The sequence below is a fragment of the Billgrantia aerodenitrificans genome (genome assembly GCF_021404405.1).
Lineage (GTDB): Bacteria > Pseudomonadota > Gammaproteobacteria > Pseudomonadales > Halomonadaceae > Halomonas > Halomonas aerodenitrificans.
This window is the reverse complement of the sequence record NZ_JABFTV010000003.1, coordinates 252,290-272,908: the sequence shown is the minus strand read 5'-3', so window position 1 is coordinate 272,908 and position 20,619 is coordinate 252,290. Positions and strand designations below refer to the sequence as shown.

Genomic DNA, 20,619 nt, shown 5'->3' with positions numbered 1-20,619 from the left:
AATGAAACGGTCTATAACAGAAGCCGTCGTTCATCTTGTGTTGATAGGCCTTGCAGGATACTTCCTGATGGAGTCTTTCTCGATTAGAGGAAGTGCCGCCGGTGGCAGTTTGCCACCGGCGTTTTTCCCCAAGGCGATATGCACGCTTCTCCTAGTGCTTTTGAGTGTTTCTCTGCTCAAGCTTATTTATGCAACGGCCAAGCATAATGAAGGTTGCCAGGAGGCGAGTTTCTCTCGAGGCTCGGTCATCCCTGTTGTCAGCTGGCTCGTAGTCTTCTTGCTGTTAGTCCTTTATGCAGTGGTGCTGGAACCTCTGGGTTATGTGGTGTCGACAGCACTGCTGGTATTTAGTGTAGTGGGTACCCTGGTGATGTTGAGCCCCGGCGATGAAAGCGGGATATCGGCCAAGGGTATCGCCAAGCTAGGTGCTTTTTCGATGATAGTTTCCCTATTGATCTTTTTCCTATTTAGCCAAGGGTTCGGCATCATTCTGCCCACCCTTGGCGTGATGGGGGTATAACATGGCGGATTATCTAGACGCCTTCGGGCTGGTGTTTCAGGGTTATGTTCTGCTGGCCATCGCCGGTGGCACCCTGCTCGGACTCATCATGGGGGCCTTGCCTGGCCTGACGGCGGCCATGGCTATTGCGCTACTGCTGCCTCTGACCTTCGGCATGCCGCCTGTGATGGGCATCGGCATGCTGCTGGGCACCCTCTGTGGTGCCATCGCCGGGGGCTCCGTATCGGCGACGCTGCTCAATATCCCCGGTACGCCGTCTTCGGTGGCGACGACCCTGGATGCCTTCCCCATGGCACGCAAGGGGCAGGCGGGTCGTGCCCTGGGCATTGCCATCGTTGCTTCCTTCCTTGGGGGCATCTTCAGTGCCGTGGTACTGTGTGTGTTGGCCCCCCCTATCGCGGAATTTGCGTTGCGCTTTGGTGCTCCTGAGTATTTCGCACTCAGTATCTTCGGGCTTGTGATTATCGCCTCGGTGGCCAAGAGCCTAATCAAGGGGTTGGTCGCTGGCCTGATCGGCTTGCTACTGGCCACGGTGGGTACCGACCCCATCGCCGGGGTCACTCGCTTTACCTATGGCAACTACTCGTTATTGACCGGTATTAATCTGTTGCCGGCTCTGATAGGCCTCTTCGCCGTCTCCCAAGTACTGGCCGATGTCGTCGACTACTTCAAGACGGAGAAAGCTGACACATCCAAGACCAAGCTGGACAAGGCGGCGCCACGTTGGCTGGAGGTGATAAGAAGTTGGAAAGTGCTCTTCTCTAGTTCCGTTATCGGAACCATTGTAGGTGCGATCCCCGGTGCGGGTGGGAGCATCGCCTCCTTCCTCTCCTACGACCAAGCCAAGAAGATGTCCAAGACGCCCGAGAAGTTCGGAACCGGGCACCCGGAGGGCATAGTGGCCTCCGAGTCATCCAACAATTCGCTGGTGGGGGGCTCGCTGATACCCATGTTGACTCTGGGTGTGCCTGGTGAGGCTGCAACAGCTGTTTTAATGGGCGGGTTGATGATTCAGGGGATTCGTCCCGGACCGATGCTCTTCGCTGAGCAGGGCGCGATCATCTACGGAATATTCATTGCTTTCTTCGTCGCCAATATCTTCATGCTGATGTTCCAATGGTTTGGTATCCGGCTCTTCGTCAAAGTGCTGCAGATTCCGCGTAAGCTACTGATGGCAATGATCCTAGTGTTCTGTGTGATCGGTGTTTACGCCGTTGATTCCGATATCTTCAATGTCTATCTGATGCTCGGCTTCGGCGTGCTCGGCTACTTCCTCAATAAGTATGGCTTCGGGACGGCGCCGGTCATCCTTGGGCTAATACTCGGCCCCATTGCAGAGTCCAATCTACGCCGTGCTCTGCTGCAGTCGGGGGGGGATTGGTCGGTATTCGTCATGCGGCCCATTAGTTTAACTTTCCTTGCGGTCGCGCTGATCTTCCTGGTCTTTACCTATTGGCAGAACACCCGCCACAAGACTTTATTGACCTAACGAGAGGTGGTCCATGTTTCCTTCGATCAAGAGCATGCGTGTGGTCCCGGTGGCCGGCTACGACGGCTTCCTGTTGAACCTCAGTGGTGGCCATGCGCCATGGTTCATTCGCTGCGTCGTCATTCTGGAAGATGATGCCGGCAATCAAGGAGTTGGAGAGATTCCGTCCAGTGCCGGCATCCTCAAGGGGCTGGAGCAGTGCCGCTCCCTTGTGGAGGGCTCTAGGGTTAACGAGATCAAGCAGACCTTGCATCGGGTGCGTTTGTTGCTGGCGCAAAACGGTCGCGAGGAGCGGGGTCGCCAAACCTTTGATCTGCGTGTGGCGGTGCATGTGATCACCGGTATCGAGTCGGCCCTGTTCGACCTCTATGGCCAGGCGCTGCAGATGCCGGTAGCTGACTTGCTAGGCCAGTACGGTCGCCAGCGCGATGAGGTCGAAGCCTTGGGCTACCTGTTCCTTCTCGGAGACCCCGCCAAGACGGATCTGCCCTATCCCAAGACGGAAAATCCGCAGGACGCCTGGGATGAGGTGCGCTATCGCGAGGCGCTGACGCCCGAGGCGGTGGCCAACTTGGCCAAGGCGGCCTATGAACGCTATGGCTTCAAGGACTTCAAGCTCAAGGGTGGTGTGCTACGTGGTGAGGAGGAAGCGGAGTGCATCCGTGCACTGCACGACGCCTTCCCCGAGGCACGACTGACGCTCGACCCCAACGGCGCCTGGAAGCTCGACGAGGCAGTACGGGTGCTCGATCCTATCAAGCACCTGCTCAGTTATGCCGAGGATCCCTGCGGCCAAGAGGAGAGCTACTCCGGTCGCGAGACCATGGCCGAGTTCAAGAAGCGCACCGGATTGCCTACCGCGACCAATATGATCGCCACCGATTTCAAGCAGTTGCAGTATGCCGTTCAGCTCAATTCGGTGGATATCCCTCTGGCAGACTGCCATTTCTGGACCATGCAGGGCGCTGTGGCGGTGGGCGAGCTGTGCAATGAGTGGGGCATGACATGGGGCTCTCACAGCAACAACCACTTCGATATTTCACTTGCAATGATGACCCATGTGGCCGCGGCTTGCCCCGGCGAGATCACGGCCATCGATACTCATTGGATCTGGCAAGATGGCCAGCGGATCACCAAGAATCCGTTCGCGATCCGCGATGGCAAGCTAAGCGTGCCGAAGGTGCCGGGTTTAGGAGTCGAGCTGGACGAGGAGAAGCTGATGGAGGCGAATCGTCTGTATCAGAGCCTCGACGTGACACAGCGCAACGATGCCATGGCCATGCAGTACCTGATTCCCGGCTGGGAGTTCGACCCCAAACGGCCGGCTCTCGTCCGTTAGTTCCCGGCCGAGCCAGCCTGGATAAATAGGCGTATGTTTGTGAGAGATACATTCATGCCGAGGAAGTTGATATGCCAGCTGAATTAGGGCAGCTCAATGTGCGCAGGGTCGGCCAGCAGGGAAGCCTCTCTGTGCACGTGGCGGACCAGCTTGAAGTCCTGATCACTGAAGGCAAGATCGCGGTTGGGGACAAGTTGCCGCCTGAGAGCAGCTTGTGCGATTCCTTTGGCGTCAGCCGCACGGTAATCCGTGAAGCCATTACCCACCTCAAGTCGCTCGGACTGGTCGAGACACGTCGCGGCGTCGGTACGACCGTCTTGCGTTCGACCACCATTGAGGCAAGGCCTGCCAAGCGCATCAATCCGACAACGGTGAAGGATATCCTTCACGTGCTTGAGTTGCGTTTGACATTGGAGCCAGCGGCAGCAGAGCTGGCAGCATTGCGGCATGACGAAGAGGACCGTCGAGTCCTGCATATTCGCCACGAAGCCTTCGTCAAGGCACATGCGGATAAATCGCAGGCGCGCGTGGAGGATTACGAATTCCATCACGCGATCGTCCAGGCAACCAAGAACCCTTTTTTCAACCAATTCTACGAGCAGCTTAGCCAGAGTGTGATCCCTCGCGCCAAGCTACTCAGCATAGAAATCAATCCCGTGACCTCGGAGCGCTACCTGGCACGTGTACAGGAGGAGCACGCCTATATTCTTGAGGCGATTCTGTCGAGAGATGCGGAAGCCGCTCGTGAAACGATGTTCCAGCACCTTAACCGCGCGAGGAATATGTACGCTAAGTATCAGGAAACCTGAAGCGGATTGAGCTATCGCAATTAACTAGTACGAAATTAGGAGCCATCATGACCTTGCTAGGCAAGATGCTGATCGGCCGCGAGGCCGTCAGCGGCAGTTCCACGCCCATCCACGCCGTCGACCCCGCCACCGGTGAGCGGCTGGCACCCGCCTACGCCGGTGGCACCCAGGCCGAGGTGGAGCGCGCCTGCCAGCTCGCCGAAGCGGCATTCGGCGTCTATCGCGAGACCACCCTCGACGCGCGTGCGGCGTTCCTCGAAAGCGTGGCCGGCGAGATCGAGGCCATCGGCGACGAACTGATCGAGCGCGCCATGGACGAGACCGGCCTGCCCCGCGCCCGCCTCGAGGGCGAGCGCGGCCGTACCTGCGGCCAGCTGCGCCTGTTCGCGTCGGTGGTACGCGCCGGCGAGTGGCTCGACCTGCGCCTCGATCCGGCACTGCCGGAGCGTGAGCCGCTGCCCCGCGCCGACTTGCGCCAGCGCCATATTCCACTCGGCCCCGTCGCCGTGTTCGGCGCCTCGAACTTCCCGCTGGCCTTTTCCGTGGCCGGCGGCGATACCGCCTCGGCGCTGGCCGCCGGCTGCCCGGTGATCGTCAAGGCGCACTCCGCCCACCCCGGCACTTCCGAGCTGGTGGGCCGCGCCGTGCAGCGGGCGGTGGAGAAGAGCGGGCTACCGGAAGGGGTGTTCTCGCTGCTGTTCGGCTCGGGCCGCGAGGTGGGCCAGGCCCTGGTGGCCGACCCACGCATTCAAGCCGTCGGCTTCACCGGCTCCCGCGCCGGCGGTACCGCCTTGATGACGACCGCCCAGTCTCGCCCCCAGCCGATCCCGGTCTACGCCGAGATGAGTTCGATCAACCCGGTGTTCCTGCTGCCCGAGGCGCTCAAGGCACGCGGTGCCCAGCTCGCCGAAGGCTTCGTCGCCTCGCTCAACATGGGCGCCGGGCAGTTCTGCACCAACCCCGGGCTGGTGATCGGCGTGAAGGGGCCTGAGCTGGCCGCCTTCGTCGAGGCCGCAAGCGCCGCCGTCAAACAGAGCGCCGGTCAGACCATGCTCACCCCGGGCATCCACGCGGCGTACGAACAGGGCGTGGACCGACTGGCATCGAACATAAAAGTCAGGGAAGCGGCCCGCGGTCAGGTGGGCGAGACCGCCCATGCCTGTCAGGCGGGGCTGTTCGTCACCACCGCCCAGGACTTCCTCGCCGAACCCGAGCTGCAGGAAGAAGTGTTCGGCGCCACCTCGCTGGTGATCGAGTGCGCCGACCTGGAAGAAGTAAAACGTGTGGCAAGCCGGCTCGAAGGCCAGCTCACTGCCACCCTGCAGATGGACGACGGCGACCTGGACGCAGCCAAGCCGCTGCTGCCGATCCTCGAACGCAAGGCGGGGCGTATCCTGGCCAACGGCTGGCCCACCGGGGTCGAGGTGTGCCACGCCATGGTCCACGGCGGGCCCTTCCCGGCCACCTCGGACGCGCGCACCACCTCGGTGGGCAGCGCGGCCATTCATCGCTTCCTGCGCCCGGTGTGCTATCAGGCGTTGCCACAGGGGCTCTTGCCCGAGCCGCTGCGTGACGGCAATCCCTGGGGCGTGAGCCGGTTAGTCGACGGCAAGCGAGAAATCTAGCGTTTCCCTCTCCCCTATCTCCCTGGAACCTTTGGCGGCCTTCGGGCCGCCTTTTTTCCTCGTATTTGCCATAATGGCTCCCTACCCACCTGTGGAGCTGTGCATGGCCTCTTCCTCCAACGATCGCCGCCAGGGTCGCCCGACCTCTTCTCGGCCCCCCGCGTCCGGCTCGCGGGAACGCGCCTCACGCGTGCCCAAGGCTCAGCTCGGCGAGGTGGCCTATCTGGAGGTGGTCACGGTCAACGAGACCGGCGCCTTTCTCGACTGGGGGCACCCGCGCGACGTGCTGCTGCCCTTCGGCGAGCAGCGCTTCCGACCCACGCCGGGCAAGCGGGTGCTGGTGCGGCTCTACGAGGATCAGCAGGGGCGGCCGGTGGCTTCGCAGAAGCTCGACCGCTTCGTGCAGGACGAGGCGACGGGGTTGGCGCCGGGCGAGGAGGTCGAGCTGATCGTCGCCGACGCCACTGATCTCGGCTACAAGGTGGTGGTCAACCACCGTTACTGGGGGCTGCTCTATCGCGACGACGTCACCCGGCCGCTGCGGCGTGGGCAGCGCACCCAGGGCTACGTCAAACGGGTGCGCGACGATGGGCGCCTGGACCTCTCGCTGCTGCCGCCGGGGCCAGCGCGCCTCGACGTGGTGGGCGAACAGATACTCAAGGCGCTGCGCGAGAGCGGCGGCTATCTGCCGCTCTCCGACAGCAGCGATGCCGCCGCGATCAAGGCTCGCCTGGGGGTGAGCAAGAACGCCTTCAAGCAGGCCATCGGGCGGCTCTACAAGCAGCGCCTGATCGTCATCGAGGCCCACGGCATCCGCCTGGTGCCGGGGGCCACGGCAGATCCGACCTGAGTTCGGCTTGAATGAGGCGCTCAGTCGAGCGCCTTGAACTCCTCCTCGTGCAGCCAGGCGGCGTGCTTGGGTGCGCGCTTGGTCTTCGACCACTCCTCGATCATTGCCGGTGCCACCTCCTTGAGCTGACGCATCTGCTCCGGCGTGCCCTTCACGTAGGTCAGCTCCAGGCGATGGCCGTTGGGGTCGAAGAAGTAGATCGAGCGGATGATGCCGTGTTCGGTAGGGCCGACCACCTCCACTCCCTTGCTCTCCAGTTGCTCCTTGGCTGACAGCAGAGCCGCTTCGTCGGCCACGCGGAAGGCGATGTGCTGCACCCACTCTGGGGTGTTGGGGTCGCGGCCCATCTCGGGGGAGTTGGGCAGCTCGAAGAAGGCCAGGATGTTGCCGTTGCCGGCATCCAGGAACAGGTGCATGTAGGGGTCGGGCGCCTTGGTGGAGGGCACGCGGTCCTCGGCGATGGCGACCAGGAACTCCATGTCGAGCTTGTCCTGGTACCACTCGACGGTTTCCTTGGCGTCGCGGCAGCGATAGGCGACGTGGTGAATCTGCTGGATCTGGATCATGACGGGGCTCGCGGTGGTGGGCTGGGGAGCGTCAGGGCCTGTTCTGCTATTTTTAGTTTCATTTGAAACTAAAAATAGAGGCGCCGCCGTGCCGTGTCAAGCCGCCTTGGTGTTGCCGGGAAGCCTGCGTCATACTGCGCTCATTTCCCCGGTCATGATGGAACGCTGCCGATGAGCCGACAGACGAACGCACGATCCCTGCGGGTGGGGGTGGTGATGGACTCCATCGCCCATCTCACCTACAAGAAGGACACCACCCTGGCCATGCTGTGGGCGGCCCAGCAGCGTGGCTGGTCGCTGCACTACATGGAGCAGGAGGACCTCTACCTGCGCGATGGCCGCGCCCACGCGCGTATGCGCGACCTCGCTGCCTTCCGCAATCCGGACGACTGGTATGCGCTGGGGGCTCCGGAGGAGCGCCCGCTGGCCGAACTCGACGTAATCCTGATGCGCAAGGACCCGCCGGTCGATGCACACTTCCTCAATGCCGTGCACCTGCTGGGCTTTGCGGAACGCGAGGGCGTGCTGGTGGTCAACCCCACACGGGCGCTGCTGGAGTGCAACGAGAAGCTGTTCGCCCAGCAGTTCCCGCAGTGCTGCACGCCCACCGTGGTGTCGTGCAGCGAAGCGGTACTGCGCGCCTTCCACGCCGAGCACCGTGACGTGATCTTCAAGCCGTTGGACGGCATGGGCGGCAGCGGGATCTTCCACGTGCAGCCCGAGGGGCGCAATCTGGGCGCCATCATCGAGACGCTCACCGAACGTGGCCAGCGGCAGATCATGGCCCAGCGCTACATCCCCGAGATCAAGGATGGCGACACGCGCATTCTGCTGGTGGACGGCGAGCCGGTGCCCTACGGCCTGGCCCGGGTGCCCATGGCCGGCGAGACCCGCGGCAACCTGGCGGCCGGCGGTACCGGAGTCAGCCGCGAGCTGACCGCCCGCGATCACTGGCTGATCGAGCAGGTGCAGCCGATGATTCGCGAGAAGGGGCTGATGTTCGTCGGCCTCGACGTGATCGGCGATTACATCACCGAGATCAACGTGACGAGCCCCACCTGCGTGCGCGAGATCGACGACCAGCGCGGCACCGACATCGCTGGCCTGCTGATGGACGCCATCGAGCGGCGCCTGGCCCAGCGCTGAACGAAGCGACGAGCGAAATACCGGAGGACCCAGCCTACCCATGGTGGCCCCGATCAGCGACCCGATCCACTATGCCCCGGTTACGCGGCCCTATCGCCGCTGGCTGGCGCTGTCGGTCGCGCTGCTGCTGCATCTGTTGCTGATCGGGCTGGTAGCGAGCTGGCAGTTCGCCCCGGCACCGGCAGAGCGCACCAGCCTGGACGTGGTGCTGGTGACCCGACCGGCCGAGGCGCCCGAGGAAGCACAGGCCATTGCCGAGGCGGACCAGCAAGCCGCCGGCGAGCAGGCCGAGGAGGCACCTGCCGAGCAGCGTGCCGCACCGCTCGACGAGCTGCCGGTACTCGAGGCGGCGGAGAGCGCCGTGGACCCCACCACCCCGACAGAGGCCGAGCCGGAGGAGCGCCCCGCCACCGAGCCCGAGGCTCTCGACGAGGCGCCTGCCGACGCCGCGCAGGAACGCCCGGCCCAGCCTGCGGCGGAGCCGCGCGAGAGCGCGCCCCAGGCCGCGGAGTTGCCGTCGGAGCCGGCCGTTGCGGCGCCTTCGGCCTCGGGACGCGACCTGCTGGCCCAGGCTACCAGCAGCATTCGTCAGCAGGGGCTCGACCAGCACCTTGCCGGGCCGGCCGACGACACGCCCCGCAGCGCGGCACAGCGGGCCGCCGAGGCGCGCTACGTCGACGACTGGACCCGCCGCGTCGAGGACTACGGCAACCGGGTGCATCCCGCACCGAGCCACCTGCACGGCCAACTACGCATACGCGTGGTGATTGGACGAGATGGTCAGCTTCGCCAGGCGGAGGTGGTACAATCCTCAGGACATACCGAACTCGATCAGGCGGCACTGGATACCGTGCACGGTGCCGGGCCCTATCGGCCCTTCGACGGCACCATGGGGGAGCTAGACAGTCTCTCCATCACCCGCGTCTGGCGGTTCGGGCAAGGCAATCATTTCGGTGGCGTGCGCTAGGACGACTGCCCACCGCCCGGGAGTCCCATGCAATCCGTGCAAAACCTAGGCTTGAGAGGTCATTTCCTGCTGGCGATGCCGCATCTGGAAGATCCCAACTTCGCCGGCAGCCTCAGCTATCTGTGCGACCACGATGAGAACGGCACCATGGGCGTGATCGTCAACCGCCCGCTGGAGATCACCCTGGACGCGCTGTTCGAGCAGCTCGAACTCGACGGCGAGGAGAGCCCGCATCGCAACGCGCCGGTCTACTACGGCGGCCCGACCCACAAGGACCGCGGCTTCATCCTGCATCGCGGCTCCAGCACCCCGTGGGATTCCAGCATTCAGGTGGAGGACGACATCGCCCTGACCACCTCCATGGACATCCTGCTGGCGCTGGCCGCCGGCCGCGGTCCCGAGGAGTTCCTGGTGTGCCTGGGCTGCGCCGGCTGGGAGGCGGGGCAGCTCGAGCAGGAGCTGAAGGACAACGCCTGGCTCACCGTCGAGGCGGAGGGCGACATCCTGTTCAAGGTACCGGCGGAGCAGCGCCTGAGTGCCGCCGCCGGCATCCTCGGCGTGGATCTCAATCTGATGTCGCGGGAAGCCGGGCATTCGTGATGACCGCTGCGGGAAAGCGTCTGATCCTGGCGTTCGACTTCGGCACCCGTCGTATCGGCGTGGCGGTGGGCAACGAGCTGCTGGCCAGCGCCCGCCAGCTCGAGCCGCTGCCGGCCCGCGACGGCATCCCCGACTGGAACGTCGTCACGCGACTGGTCGAGGAGTGGCAGCCGGACCTGTTCGTGGTCGGGCTGCCACTCAACATGGACGGCAGCGAATCGGAGATGAGCGCCAGGGCGCGCAAGTTCGGCAAGCGGCTCTACGGGCGCTACGGCAAATCCTGCGAGATGGTCGACGAGCGCGGCTCCACCCGTGAGGCCAAGGCCATCGCGCGGGAGTCCGGGCTGCTGCGCAATCCCGCCAAGAGCTACCGCGACGACGGCGTTGACGGCATTGCCGCCGTGTTGATCCTCGAGAGCTGGTTCGCTCGCCAGGAGGGGCTGCCGGAGCGTTGAGCGTCGCCCGACCCCCGGTCTCTCTCAGCGAGGCTGGCCGGTGCTCATCAGTTCGTGGAACTCCGCCACGGCCGCCGCCGCGAATTCCGGGTCGTTGATATGCCAGGGGCAGCGGATCAGCTGCCGCTCGGACGTTTGCCGCACCGTCGCCTCCAGGGCGGCGAACAGCGCCGCGTCGGCCGCCGGGTCATGGAAGGGCTGGCCGGCGGCATCCAGCGCCGAGACCCCGCCTTCGGGCAGCAGGAAGCGCACCGGCCCCCGGCTGCGATTCAACTTCTCCCCGATCCACTGCCCCATCCTCGCGTTCTCCTCGGCGGTGGTGCGCATCAGCGTGATCTGGGGGTTGTGCTCGTAGACGAGGCGCTGCCGATAGTGCGCCGGCAGGGTTTCCCGCCCGGCGAAATTGACCATGTCGAGGGCGCCACAGGAGCCCACGTAGGGCAGTTCGGTATGCGCCAGAACGTCCAGCCGTGTGTCACCGGCGCTGAAGATGCCGCCCATCAGCAGATCGCAGATCTCGGTGGTGGTGATGTCCAGCAGACCCTTGAGCATACCGCTGGTTGCCAGCTTCTCCATCGAGACGCCGCCCGTGCCGGTGGCGTGGAACACCAGGCAGTCGTAGTCTGCGCCCAGCGCACCGGTGATCCCGTTGACGCAGGCGGTGGTCACGCCGAACATGCTCAAGCCGATGGCCGGCTTGTCGTCGGCGGCCTCGGGCACCTGCCGCGCGAGCATGCCGAGCAGTGCATGGGCGGCATTGCCCAGCACCCGGCGCGATATTCGGTTGAGTCCCGCCACGTCGGTGACGGAGTAGATCATGGCGATGTCGCTGGCGCCGACATAAGGCGCCACGTTGCCCGAGGCGATGGTCGAGACCATCACCTTGGGCACGCCGATGTCCAGGTCGCGCATGGCCGGGGTGATCAGCGCGGTGCCGCCGGAGCCGCCAATGCCGATGACGCCGGCCACGTCGTCGCGGCCTGCCAGCAGCTGGCGCAACGCCTCGGCCATGTTCGCCACCGCCTTGCCCCGATCGTCGACGAACACCGCCTGGCTGCCCTGGGGATGGCAGGCGGCCACCTGGTGGGAGGTGATGTCTGCCGCCTGCGCAGCGTTGCCGCTGGTTCCCACGTCGACGATCCGGGCGTCGACCCCGGCAGAGCGCAGCAGCTCGTGAAGGTAGCGCAACTCCTCGGCCTTGGTGTCGCAGGTGCCGATGACGAAGGCTGTCTTTGCCATGATGCCTCCCGGCCGGCGTTCGTCGCGCCGGCCTCGTTGTTGTGAATGAGCGCCTTGATCGATACCGTCAGGCCTTGGCCAGGCTCTCGGCGGCGCATTCGAAGGCGAGCCGGAAGGTATCCGAGACCCGCTGCACGACGTCTTCTCGGTCGGCCTCGGCCACCTCGAACTCCGCCCACCATTCGCCGAAGCACTGCCCGCTGGTGGTGATCGGCTTGAGGCGCATTTCCGCCACGTAGTCCTGAACCGGCAGCGCCGGAGCCTCGAGGATGCGGTAGCAGCAGCGGTGCTCGCGGTCCGAGAGGGTGAGCAGCTCCTCGCGGATGAAGTTGCCGTCGTGGTCGTGGAAGTGGCGCACACAGCCGACCTGGTCGGCTGGCTTGCCCCCCTCGATCTCGCTCCTGGCGAAGAAGGGATGGTAGTTCGGCAGGCCGTTGAAATCGCGCAGCACGCTCCAGGCCTGGGCCAGGGAAATGGGCATCACTGCGCTGACGTAGACACGGGTCATGAGGCGGTCTCCTGATAGTCGCTGATGGCCTTGAAGCGGCGAATCTGCTCGGTGAGGGCGATCTCCGTGGGCAGCCGCTCCATGCTGCTGGCACCGTAGAAGCCGTTGCAGTGCTCGCTCTCGCGCATCACGTAGGCGGCATCTTCCGGGGTGGCGATGGGGCCGCCGTGGCACAGGATGATCACGTCCCGCCGCACCCGCCTGGCCGCTTCGGCCCAGTCATCGATGAGGCGTACCGACTCGTCGAGGCTTTTGGCCGACTCTGCGCCGATGGTGCCGCCCACGGTGACGCCCATGTGCGCCACGATGATATCGGCGCCCGCCTCCGCCATAGCCACGGCCTCGTCGGCCGAAAACACGTAGGGCGTGGTGAGCATGTCCATCTCATGGGCCAGGCGAATCATGTCCACTTCGCTGCCGTAGGAGATCCCCGTCTCCTCCAGGCTGATGCGGAAGGTGCCGTCGATCAGGCCCACGGTGGGAAAGTTCTGCACCCCGGAGAAGCCCAGCTCCTTCAGCTCCCGCAACAGCTTGGGCATGATCACGAAGGGATCGGTGCCGTTGACCCCGGCCAGCACCGGGGTGCGCTTGACCACCGGCAGCACCTCCAGCGCCATCTCCTGCACGATCTGGTTGGCATTGCCGTAGGCCAGCAGGCCGGCGGAGGAGGCGCGGCCCGCCATGCGGTAGCGGCCGGAGTTGTAGATCACGATCAAATCGATGCCGCCGGCCTCCTCGCACTTGGCCGAGATGCCGGTACCGGCGCCGCCGCCGATGATCGGCTGGCCGCGGGCGACCATCTCCTGGAAGCGGGCCATGAGGGTGTTGCGGTCGAAAACGGGCATGTCAGTACTCCTAGTCAGTGCTGCTGAACGTGTGAGCGGTGCTGAACCTTGGCGGAAGGTGTCGGGGTGCGGCGTGAGCGGAGCCATTGGCCGAGCTGGCCGACCACGCCTTGGCGGAAGGTCAGCACGCAGGTCATGAAGACCAGCCCGGTGATGACCGTGACCCAGGCGCCGAAAGGGTCCATGTAGTGGTTGAGTGCGGAGACCAGGGCAGCGCCTACCGCCGGGCCGAATACCGTGTTCATGCCGCCCAGCAAGGTCATCAGGATCACGTCGCCCGAGGTGTGCCAGTGCACGTCGTAGAGGGCGGCCAGCTGGAACACGATGGCCTTGAGCGAGCCGGCGATACCGGCCAGGCCGGCAGAGATGGTGAACACCAGGATCTTGTAGCGCGCCACGGGGTAGCCCAGCGAGATCGCTCTCGGCTCATGCTCGCGGATGGCCCGCAGCACGTTGCCGAACGGCGAATTGACGGTACGCCATACCAGCCACAGCCCGGCCGCGACGATACCCAGCACCACGTAGTAGAGCGCCGTGTCGCTGCGCAGGTCGATCACTCCCAGGAAGGTGCCGCGGGGGATCCGCTGCAGGCCGTCCTCGGCGCCGGTGAACGGCGCCTGAAGGAAGAAGAAATAGACCAGCTGCGACAGCGCCAGGGTGATCATGGCCAGGTAGATGCCGCTGCGGCGGATGGCCAGACTTCCGACTATCGCCCCCAGGACGGCCGCCACCAGGCCGCCGGCCAGGATGCCCAGATCGGTAGGGACGCCGTACGCCTTGACCAGCTGTCCGGTCACGTAGGCTCCCGTGCCGAAGAAGGCGGCGTGACCGAAGGAGAGGATGCCGGTATGCCCCAGCAGCAGATTGAAGGAGCAGGCGAAGAGCACGAAGCACAGCGTCTTCATGACGAAGACGATGTAGATCAGCTGAGGCACGAACGGAACGACCAGCAGTGCCAGCACCAGCAGGGCGAGGGCCGTGTAGGACAGAGTGCGCATGTCAGCCCTCCTCCCTGCCGAACAGACCGGCCGGGCGCAGCAGCAGCACCAGCACCATGACCAGGAAGACGATGGTGGAGGAGAACTCCGAGTAGAACACCCGGGTGAAGCCTTCCACCACGCCCAGGCCCAGCCCGGTGACGATGGCACCCATGATCGAGCCTAGCCCGCCGATCACCACCACGGCGAAGATGATGATGACCAGGCTGGAGCCCATGGAGGGATTGACGTGGAAGATGGGCGCGGCCAGCACCCCGGCGAAGGCCGCCAGGCCGACGCCGACGCCGTAGGTCAGGGTGATCAGGCGCGGCACGTTGATGCCGAAGGCCTGGGTTAGCTCCGAGCGCTCCGTGGCGGCGCGCAGGCTGGCGCCCAGCGAGGTGCGCTCGATGACGAACCAGGTGAGCAGGCACAGCAGCAGCGCCGAGAGGATCACGAAGCCGCGATAGAGCGGCAGGATCATGAAGCCCAGGTTGATGGTGCCGCGCAGCAGTTCCGGGGTGGCGAAGGGCTGGCCGGAGGAGCCGAAGGCGACGCGGAAGCCACCCTCCAGCACCAGTACCAGGCTGAAGGTCAGCAGCAGGCCGTAGATCGGGTCGAGCCCGTAGAGCCGGCGCAGGAACAGGAACTCGAACAGCATGCCGAAGACGGCTACCAGCAGCGGGGCCACCAGCAGCGTGACCCAGTAGTCGAGCCCCATGTACTGGGCGAGCAGAAAGGCGGTGAAAGCCCCCAGCATGAAGAAGGCGCCATGGGCGAAATTGACGATCTTGAGTACCCCGAAGATGATCGCCAGCCCGAGGCTGAGCACCGCGTAGAAGGAGCCGTTGACGATGCCCAGCATGAGCTGTCCCAGCAGGGCCTGAATGGGAATGCCGAAAATGTCCATGATCACTTGCTCACAAGATCAACGAAGTAGGGGCGCATGCCGGGCCGTGGACCGGCATGCGCGGTAAGTCATCAGTTGCTGTTGAGCAGGTGACAGGTGCTCTCTTCGAGGGGCTGGAAGGCGTCTTCGCCGGGAATGGTGGCCAGCAGGCGCAGGAAGTCGTAGTCGTACTCCGACTCCTCGGGCGACTTCACCTCCCACAGATACTGGTCGTGGACCATGCGCCCATTGGGACGGATATAGCCGCCCGTGGCGAAGAAGTCGTTGATCTCCAGCTCCCGCATCTTCTCGGAGACGGCCGTCGCGTCGTCGGTGCCGGCGGCTTCGACGGCGTTCAGGTAGTGCATGGTGGAAGAGTAGTTGCCGGCGTGCGCCATGTTGGGCATGCGGCCGGTGCGCTCGTAGAAACGCTGCGAGAACTCGCGCGTCCCTTCGTTGGCGTCCCAGTAGAAGGCGTTGGTCAGCATCAGTCCCTGGGCGGTTTCCAGCCCCAGGCTGACGATGTCGTCGTACCACAGCAGCAGGGCGGCCGGGCGCTGGTCGGGCGTGACGCCGAACTCGGCCAGGGCATTGATGGCGTTAATGGCATCGGCGCCGGTGGAGGCGATGCCGATGATCTCTGCGCCCGAGGCCTGGGCCTGCAGCGCGTAGGAGGAGAAGTCGGTGGTGTTGAGCGGGTGGCGGGCCGCCCCGACGACTTGGCCACCGGCGTCGCGTACCACCTGGGACACCTGCTCCTCGAGCCCGATGCCGAAGGCGAAGTCCACCGTGAGGAAGAACCAGGTGTCGCCGCCATCCTCGACGATCGACTGACCGGTGCCCTGTGCCAGCGAGTAGGCGTCGTAGGTGTAGTGGGTCACGTAGGGCGAGCAGTAGTCGTTGGTCAGGCCGATGTTGGACGATGAGTTGACGATGGCGTGGCGCTGCTGCTCGGCGGCCACGGCGGCCACCGCCAAGGCGACGCCGGAGTTGGACAGATCGTTGATCATGTCGACGCCGTCGTTGTTGTACCATTCCCGGGCACGGCTGGCGCCGGTGTCGGCGCGATTGCGGTGGTCGCCGTGGATGACCTCGATGGGCACGCCGTTGACCTCTCCGCCGAAGTCTTCGACGGCCATGCGCACGGCTTCCACCGCCGCCTCGCCGGACAGGTCGGTGTAGATCCCCGACATGTCCGTCAGCACGCCGATTCGCACTACGCCGTCGGAGTAGGCGTCGCTGGCCATGGCGCTGGTGAAACCGCCGAGGCTCAGCACCGCGGTGGAAAGGACCAGGGTCTTGAAGGAGTGTTTGGCTGGCATTGTTATGTCTCCTGTTTCTCGACTCGCTATTGTTTTGGTTTTGCGTTGATTCGAACGGTAGGTACCGTTGGGCCTTTATCAGTTAGAGCCAACATGGGCGAACGCGCCATGGCTGCAGAACACGAACAGCTATCCGAAACCCACATCGTCGGCGACGATACCCGGCAGTGGATCGTGCGCGCCGAGGATTGCGCCGCGCTCGAGCAGCGGCATATCTCCCACGTTGGCGTGGGGGATGCCGCGGTGCCCTATCGCATCGTGCGTACCCGGCTGAGCGGCGCCTACATCCACGGCTCCCTCGGCGGCGAGGGGCGCATGCTGCTCGACGGGCGCTGGTGCACCATGCGCGGCAGCATGATGTCCTTCGCTCCGGCTCATGCGCTGCATGCCTTTCATGCCGTACCCGGGAAGCGCTGGCAGTATTGCTGGCTGCGCTACCTGCCCAGCGCCCCGCGCTCGGTGGTCGGCACCATCGCCCCGATCATGCAGCACTTCGACCCCGAGCCGATGAAGCACGCCGTGATGGGGCTCTACAGCGAGGTGTTCCACGGTCAGGCGGATCCGGCCAGCTGCGTGATGTGGATCGATACCATCGAGAACTACATCGCGCGCTTTGCCGACCCCTGGCGTCGGGATGCCCGCATCGTGGCGGTCTTCGATGCCGTGATCCCGACGCTGGAGCGGCACTGGACCATCGAGGAGATGGCCGAGATCGCCCATGTCAGCACCGAACACCTGCGACGCATCAGCCGCAAGGTCTTCGGGCGCAGCCCGATGCAGCAGCTCACCCAGCTGCGCATGCAGCATGCCACGCACCTGCTGGCCACCAGCGACCTGCCGATCGAGGAGATCGCCGAGCGGGTGGGCTATCGCAGCGCCTTCGCCTTCTCCAAGACCTTCAAGCGCATGAACGGCATCTCGCCCTCGCACTTTCGCCATCGTTCCCGTAGCTGAGCCGGTGGCTAGACGCCAAGCCGGGACAGCAGCTCGTCGGCATCCTGCTCGATGCCCTTGCGGTCGTAGCGGGCGGCCACCTGACCGTGATCGATGAGGTAGAAATGGTCGGCCACGCTCATGGCAAAACGCAGGTTCTGTTCCACCAGCAGGATCGTGTACCCCTGCTCCTTGAGCTGATGGATGGTGCGGCCGATCTGCTCCACGATGCTCGGCGCGAGCCCTTCGGTGGGCTCATCGAGCAGCAGCAGCCTGGCGCCGGTGCGCAGGGTGCGACCGATGGCCAGCATCTGCTGCTCGCCCCCGGAAAGCTTGCTGCCGGGGCTGTGCAGCCGCTCGCGCAGGTTGGGAAACAGGCTCAGCACCTGCTCGGTGCTCAGGCCGCTGTCGTCGACCAAGGGCGGCAGCTCGAGGTGCTCGCGGACATCGAGCGTGGCGTAGATGCCGCGATCCTCCGGGCAGTAAGCCACGCCGTGGCGAGCGATCTGAAAAGGGCGCATGGCGATGGTTTCGCTGCCCTGGAGGCGAATGTAGCCCTGGCGCCGTGGCACGATGCCCATGATCGATTTCAGCGTGGTGGACTTGCCGGCGCCATTACGTCCCAGCAGGGTCACCACCTGGCCCGGCAGCACCTCCAGGTCGATGCCGTGCAGCACGTGGCTCTCACCGTACCAGGCGTGAAGGTCGCGAATGGCCAGCATCGGCTCGACGCTGTGTGCGATAGCGGCTTCAGGCATGCTGCGCTCCCCCGATATAGGATTCGATCACCCTCTCGTCCCGCGATACGGTGGCGTAATCGCCCTCCACCAGCACCTCGCCCCGTGCCAGCACGGTAATGCGGTCGCAGAGCTCGGCCACCACCCCCAGGTTGTGTTCCACCATCAGCACCGTGCGCTGGGCGGCGACACGCCGGATCAGCTCGGCGGTACGGCCCACGTCCTCGGTGCCCATGCCGGCCAGCGGCTCGTCGAGCAGCATCAGCTCGGGGTCCAGGGCCAGGGTGGTGGCGAGCTCCAGGGCGCGCTTGCGGCCGTAGGGCAGCTCGGCGGCCGGGGTATCGGCCCACTCGCTCAAACCCACCTCCTCCAGCAGGCCCATGGCGCGCTCGCGATATTCGTCGAGCCGGCGCTGGGTGGCCCAGAAGTCGTAGGACTCGCCGCGCCGGCGTTGCAACGCCAGCTTGACGTTTTCGAGCACCGTCAGCTGGCCGAAGACCGCCGAGATCTGGAACGAGCGCACCATGCCCAGGCGTGCCACCTGGTCCGGCTTGAGTCGGGTGATGTCACGGCCCTTGAAGAAGATGCTGCCCGCGCTGGGCTCGAGGAATTTGGTGAGCAGGTTGAAACAGGTGGTCTTGCCGGCGCCGTTGGCACCGATCAGGGCGTGAATGGTACCGGGCTCGACCCGGATGGAGATGTCATTGACCGCCTTGAAGCCCCGGAAGCTCTTGGTCAGCTGCCGGGTCTCGATGATTGCCTCCGCCATCGTGCGCTCCGCGATTGTTGTTGTCGGTATCGAGGCGACGGGCGTCTCGTCGTCAACCCGTCCGCTTCAGTGTTGACCCGGGGAGAGAGCGGCGCCATGGTCGCAGAACACGTGTGGATATCCAAAAACCACAAGTGCCCTGTGGCCGAGAAGCTGGGGTGGGTGACGAAAAAACGCAGAACGGACCCCGTCGGGGTCCGTTCGAAACGAGACGAATCCATGTGGGCGCACGAGCCGTTCAGGTCGTCAGCGCGCGCTCCTCGGCATACTGGGCGGCGATATCGTTGACCGAGATGCAGGTGTACTTGATGACGAAGAAGGCCAGGGTGGCGGGGCAGGCGAACCGCTCTTCGAAGCGCTCCACCTCGGCGCCGTTGCCGCGAGTGACGCTGGCGCGGTAGGTGTCGCCCTCCTTGGTCAACTTGACCGTGGCCTGGCGGTCGGCCTCCTGCTTTTCCAGCACCAGCTCGCGCTGCCTGGCCAGCAGCTCACGCAGCATCTTGCCGCCCTCGCACTCCTCGGGCGTGGCCCATACTTCCTGGTCCCGCTTGCCGTACTGGAACAGCATGATGGCCGGCAGCACGGAGAAGATGGCGCCAGTGAGCAGCCAGGTGAGCTCGGCCCCGGAGAGCGAGAGCGAGAACACGGCGAACAGCTGCAGCACGAAACCGACGACCAGAATACCCGCCAGCGGGCGCCACATGCGTGGGTTCATCACCGGCTTGCCCAGGGTCTGGCCCCACAGGCCGGCGGCCACCAGGGCGCCGAGCAGCAGTATCGCCACCCCCCAGACCGGGCCGCCACCCACCAGCAGGGCGATGGCGCCGATCGCCACCAGGGCGCTATAGAAGACCGCCAGCAATATGTAAGCGCGTTCCAGAGTCATGCGTCACATCTCCTCTCTACGGTTGCCGTGGGCGACAACGCCGTTGTTATTCGTGCTCTTACATTACTCGTTACTGAACAGCATAGCGATGCCCAGCGTTGGTTGCAGCATCGTCAGAGTGGGCTGTCGTCCACCCCCACCCGCTCGGGCACGAACCAGCGTACCGGACGCAGGTCCTTCTCGATCAGCTCGTCCACCTGAAGCAAGGTGGCGAAGATCGCCATGCGCACCGGGATGCCGTTGTCGGTCTGGCGGAAGATCGCCAGGCGCGGGTCGCCGTTGAGATCCACGTCGAGGTCATTGGCCTCCGGCCGGCTGTCGCGGGGCAGCGGGTGCATGACGATGGTATCGCGACCGCAGCGCTTGTCCATGAAGGCGCGGTCGACGGTGAAGTCACGCGACAGGCTGAAACCCTCGCTCATCTCGGCGGTGAAGCGCTCCTTCTGGATGCGCGTGGTGTAGACCACGTCGACGTCCGCGTAGTCGTCGGCCAGGCTGGTGCGCTGTTCGACGCGGTGGCCGCGGGAGGCGACCAGGTCGATCAGGTAGTCGGGCATCTCCAGCCCCGGCGGCGCCACCAGGGTGATGCGCATGGGGTCGTAGAGCGACAGCAGCTTGATCAGCGAGTGCACGGTACGCCCGTACTTGAGATCGCCGGTGAGCAGCACATGGGCGTCGGCGAGCTTCTTGCCCAGCCGGGTGAACTCCTTGTCGATGGTGTAGAAGTCGAGCAGGGCCTGACTGGGGTGCTCGCCGGGGCCGTCGCCGCCGTTGATCACCGGCACGTGGGTGGCGGCGGCGAACTCGGCCACCGAACCCTGGTCGGGGTGGCGCATGACGATGGCGTCGCAGTAGCCGCTCATCACCCGGCTGGTGTCGTAGAGCGACTCGCCCTTGGCCATTGAGGAGAAGGTGAAGCCGGTGGTGTCGCACACGCTGCCGCCCAGGCGACAGAAGGCGGCGTGAAAGCTGACCCGGGTACGGGTGCTGGCCTCGAAGAAGAGGTTGCCGAGCACGGCGCCCTCCAGCACCCGGGTGACCTGGCGGCGCTGGGCGATGGGTTCCATGCGGGCGGCGACATGCATCAGGTGGTTGACGCTATCGCGGGTCAGGGAATCGACGGAGAGCAGGTGGCGACTCATCGAGGG

General features: G+C 64.9%; 22 protein-coding genes. 11 read left to right on the top strand and 11 right to left on the bottom strand.

The window, feature by feature from the left end; genetic code table 11:
* Position 1: 1 nt before the first annotated feature.
* From HOP59_RS07450 to HOP59_RS07425, 6 genes are all read left to right on the top strand, one after another.
* Positions 2-520 carry a tripartite tricarboxylate transporter TctB family protein gene (locus HOP59_RS07450; protein ID WP_103968841.1) on the top strand — a complete coding sequence of 173 codons (519 nt, stop codon included), beginning with the start codon at positions 2-4 and terminating at the stop codon, positions 518-520.
* A 1-nt stretch (position 521) separates the two neighbouring features.
* Positions 522-2,009 carry a tripartite tricarboxylate transporter permease gene (locus tag HOP59_RS07445; RefSeq protein WP_234253376.1) on the top strand — a complete coding sequence of 496 codons (1,488 nt, stop codon included), beginning with the start codon at positions 522-524 and terminating at the stop codon, positions 2,007-2,009.
* A 13-nt stretch (positions 2,010-2,022) separates the two neighbouring features.
* Positions 2,023-3,348, top strand: coding sequence for an enolase C-terminal domain-like protein (locus HOP59_RS07440; protein ID WP_103968843.1), 1,326 nt, complete (start codon positions 2,023-2,025; stop codon positions 3,346-3,348).
* 71 nt (positions 3,349-3,419) lie between these two features.
* The gene (locus HOP59_RS07435; RefSeq protein ID WP_103968844.1) at positions 3,420-4,157 is read left to right on the top strand and encodes a FadR/GntR family transcriptional regulator; all 738 of its coding nucleotides are present in this window, start codon (positions 3,420-3,422) and stop codon (positions 4,155-4,157) included.
* Positions 4,158-4,204: 47 nt separating this feature from the next.
* Positions 4,205-5,782, top strand: a complete 1,578-nt coding sequence (locus tag HOP59_RS07430) for an aldehyde dehydrogenase (NADP(+)) (protein WP_234253375.1) — start codon at positions 4,205-4,207, stop codon at positions 5,780-5,782.
* Between the two features lie 103 nt (positions 5,783-5,885).
* Positions 5,886-6,632, top strand: a complete 747-nt coding sequence (locus tag HOP59_RS07425; RefSeq protein WP_234253374.1) for a CvfB family protein — start codon at positions 5,886-5,888, stop codon at positions 6,630-6,632.
* 20 nt (positions 6,633-6,652) lie between these two features.
* On the opposite strand, the gene HOP59_RS07420 is transcribed toward HOP59_RS07425, so the two are convergent.
* Entirely contained in the window at positions 6,653-7,198 is a 546-nt protein-coding gene (locus HOP59_RS07420) for a VOC family protein (protein ID WP_010626047.1), read from the bottom strand.
* Positions 7,199-7,369: 171 nt separating this feature from the next.
* Between HOP59_RS07420 and gshB the strand changes: the two genes are divergently transcribed.
* Genes gshB through ruvX form a run of 4 tightly spaced genes read left to right on the top strand, consistent with a single transcriptional unit; the run spans position 7,370 to position 10,366 of the window.
* Positions 7,370-8,344, top strand: coding sequence for a glutathione synthase (gshB, locus tag HOP59_RS07415; RefSeq protein WP_234253373.1), 975 nt, complete (start codon positions 7,370-7,372; stop codon positions 8,342-8,344).
* Positions 8,345-8,384: 40 nt separating this feature from the next.
* Positions 8,385-9,311: an energy transducer TonB gene (locus HOP59_RS07410; RefSeq protein ID WP_234253372.1), complete on the top strand. Its 927-nt coding sequence runs from the start codon at positions 8,385-8,387 to the stop codon at positions 9,309-9,311.
* Between the two features lie 27 nt (positions 9,312-9,338).
* Entirely contained in the window at positions 9,339-9,911 is a 573-nt protein-coding gene (locus HOP59_RS07405; protein ID WP_010626050.1) for a YqgE/AlgH family protein, read from the top strand.
* Positions 9,911-10,366: a Holliday junction resolvase RuvX gene (gene ruvX, locus HOP59_RS07400; RefSeq protein ID WP_234253371.1), complete on the top strand. Its 456-nt coding sequence runs from the start codon at positions 9,911-9,913 to the stop codon at positions 10,364-10,366. Before HOP59_RS07405 ends, ruvX begins: the two co-directional genes overlap by 1 nt.
* 24 nt (positions 10,367-10,390) lie before the next feature.
* Here ruvX and HOP59_RS07395 read toward each other — a convergent pair whose 3' ends face one another.
* The 6 genes from HOP59_RS07395 to HOP59_RS07370 all read right to left on the bottom strand — a co-directional run bounded on the left by HOP59_RS07395 (position 10,391) and on the right by HOP59_RS07370 (position 16,146).
* Entirely contained in the window at positions 10,391-11,605 is a 1,215-nt protein-coding gene (locus HOP59_RS07395; RefSeq protein ID WP_234253370.1) for a Tm-1-like ATP-binding domain-containing protein, read from the bottom strand.
* Between the two features lie 67 nt (positions 11,606-11,672).
* A complete protein-coding gene (locus HOP59_RS07390; RefSeq protein WP_234253369.1) occupies positions 11,673-12,113 on the bottom strand; it encodes an SRPBCC family protein in 441 nt (146 codons plus the stop codon).
* Positions 12,110-12,958: a phosphoenolpyruvate hydrolase family protein gene (locus HOP59_RS07385; protein WP_234253368.1), complete on the bottom strand. Its 849-nt coding sequence runs from the start codon at positions 12,956-12,958 to the stop codon at positions 12,110-12,112. The genes HOP59_RS07390 and HOP59_RS07385 overlap by 4 nt, the downstream gene beginning before the upstream one ends.
* A gap of 14 nt (positions 12,959-12,972) precedes the next feature.
* On the bottom strand, positions 12,973-13,956 hold the full coding sequence (locus HOP59_RS07380; RefSeq protein WP_234253367.1) for a branched-chain amino acid ABC transporter permease: 984 nt from the start codon (positions 13,954-13,956) through the stop codon (positions 12,973-12,975).
* A 1-nt stretch (position 13,957) separates the two neighbouring features.
* Entirely contained in the window at positions 13,958-14,845 is an 888-nt protein-coding gene (locus tag HOP59_RS07375) for a branched-chain amino acid ABC transporter permease (protein WP_234253366.1), read from the bottom strand.
* Positions 14,846-14,916: 71 nt separating this feature from the next.
* The gene (locus HOP59_RS07370) at positions 14,917-16,146 is read right to left on the bottom strand and encodes an ABC transporter substrate-binding protein (RefSeq protein WP_234253365.1); all 1,230 of its coding nucleotides are present in this window, start codon (positions 16,144-16,146) and stop codon (positions 14,917-14,919) included.
* A 108-nt stretch (positions 16,147-16,254) separates the two neighbouring features.
* Here HOP59_RS07370 and HOP59_RS07365 point away from each other — a divergent pair, with 108 nt between their 5' ends.
* Complete coding sequence (locus tag HOP59_RS07365) at positions 16,255-17,100, top strand: helix-turn-helix transcriptional regulator (RefSeq protein WP_234253364.1); 846 nt, start codon at positions 16,255-16,257, stop codon at positions 17,098-17,100.
* Positions 17,101-17,108: 8 nt separating this feature from the next.
* Here the strand turns inward: HOP59_RS07365 and HOP59_RS07360 are convergent, their stop codons facing one another.
* The 4 genes from HOP59_RS07360 to pyrB form a co-directional block, all read right to left on the bottom strand.
* A complete protein-coding gene (locus HOP59_RS07360) occupies positions 17,109-17,837 on the bottom strand; it encodes an ABC transporter ATP-binding protein (protein WP_234253363.1) in 729 nt (242 codons plus the stop codon).
* Positions 17,830-18,585 carry an ABC transporter ATP-binding protein gene (locus HOP59_RS07355; RefSeq protein ID WP_234253362.1) on the bottom strand — a complete coding sequence of 252 codons (756 nt, stop codon included), beginning with the start codon at positions 18,583-18,585 and terminating at the stop codon, positions 17,830-17,832. The genes HOP59_RS07360 and HOP59_RS07355 overlap by 8 nt, the downstream gene beginning before the upstream one ends.
* Before the next feature lie 238 nt (positions 18,586-18,823).
* Positions 18,824-19,471, bottom strand: a complete 648-nt coding sequence (locus tag HOP59_RS07350; RefSeq protein WP_234253361.1) for a hypothetical protein — start codon at positions 19,469-19,471, stop codon at positions 18,824-18,826.
* 113 nt (positions 19,472-19,584) lie between these two features.
* Entirely contained in the window at positions 19,585-20,613 is a 1,029-nt protein-coding gene (pyrB, locus tag HOP59_RS07345) for an aspartate carbamoyltransferase (protein ID WP_234253360.1), read from the bottom strand.
* Between the last annotated feature and the right edge of the window lie 6 nt (positions 20,614-20,619).